The following is a 1500-nucleotide window of genomic DNA, read 5'->3' on the forward strand; positions in this document are numbered from 1 at the left end:
GGCAAAAAGCAATTATTGATCCTCACACTGCAAGTATCTTCTCTCAAAATCCTACTTTCGCCTCAAAAAGGCTAAAACTTATATACAGCAGGGCTTTTCAGACCATCTTGCTGCTTTTTACTTGTATCTCGGCTCAATACCCTGTTGGGATGAATGATACATTGCCCTGGCAGCATTTTTAAGTTCATTTAAAGATTGCCTTTCAGTTGACATAACTCACGATCGTGGGACTTTTTACAATGCCTCAGAAAGTGTACAACTTGAGACATTCTTTAATTGTGTCTCTTTTCATGTCTCAAAATACCATTCTCTTAAGGTCTAAGAGATAATAAGACATAAATACACCAAAGGGCGTTTTATGGCGATTGTTGGGTACGCAAGAGTAAGCTCCTCTGGGCAGAGCCTAGATATTCAGTTGGACAAACTTAAGCATTGTCACAAAATTTACAAGGAAATCCAAAGCGGTACGAACCAGCATCGCTCCCAGCTTTCCGCTTGTCTTGAATATCTCCGGGACGGCGATACTTTGATCGTGTCGCGGTTGGACAGATTAGCCCGTTCCACCCTCCACCTTTGTACGATCGCTGATACGCTTCAACGCAAAAATGTCGCCTTGCAGGTGATTGACCAAAACATTGACACCTCATCTGCGACTGGTCGGCTACTTTTTAATATGCTGGCGGCGATCGCGGAATTTGAGACTGAAATCCGTTTTGAGCGGCAGATGGATGGCATTAATAAAGCAAAGGAATTGGGTGTTAAATTTGGGCGCAGTAAAAGCTTGTCCGAAGCGCAGGTCGTTGAACTGCGGCTTAAACGGGAGGAGGGTGTACTCATCAAAACCTTGATGAAAGAATTTGATCTTTCCAAGGCAAGCATCTATCGCTACCTTGATGATTCTGCGTATTCCCCTTCAGAAAACTCATAATCCCTGACCACCCAAATCACAAACACCGCTTATGGAATTGCTCTCAATTGAGTTGTGATTCTTGGCGGAACTAGATTTAAGGTAAGCTGAAAAAAGTGAAACTAAAAACGGTTTAAGTCCGAACATCCAGACATCAGTGCTAGCAGGACAACAAATAGAGTAGATGTCAAACGTAAATATTTCAGCATTGTAGTTTGGATATTGCAAAGATATGCTTAATACGAACTTCAAAACTACTTACAACTTACTAAAATTACCAAAGACAATTGAAAATTAAGTGATTTCGATTCAAAGCGGGTGTTTTAATACTAAATTTAGATATAAATTAGCTATAAACTAAGCTTTGATTAAGAAAAGGTTATAAATTTTAGGTTGTTATTTGCCTTGCACAGCACTCCTATAAGCAGCAGATTACAATTTGTAAAGACATTACAGAAAACCGGGTTAAGCTTAAAAGCCGTATTCGCTAAGGATTTTTCCGATAACTAAGGTCATTGACTTAAACTTATTATCGAGTCACTACTCAACGAGAAAATAAGGGTTTCAGCTTCTAAAAATGTTTGTCTTACTCA

General features: G+C 39.6%; 1 protein-coding gene and 1 pseudogene. Both read left to right on the forward strand.

The features are described from left to right. A pseudogene (locus VE944_RS31070) lies at window positions 1-182 on the forward strand (hypothetical protein); the annotation flags it as partial. 176 nt (window positions 183-358) lie between these two features. Continuing rightward, a complete protein-coding gene (locus VE944_RS31075) occupies window positions 359-928 on the forward strand; it encodes a recombinase family protein (protein WP_324986720.1) in 570 nt (189 codons plus the stop codon). Window positions 929-1500 lie beyond the last annotated feature (572 nt).

The sequence above is a fragment of the Nostoc sp. genome, from assembly GCF_035638895.1.
Taxonomy (GTDB): Bacteria; Cyanobacteriota; Cyanobacteriia; order Cyanobacteriales; family Nostocaceae; genus Nostoc.

Coding starts and splice junctions, on each gene's coding strand:
- VE944_RS31075 (WP_324986720.1), top strand. CDS start 359: ATGGCGATTGTTGGGTACGCAAGAGTAAGCTCCTCTGGGCAGAGCCTA.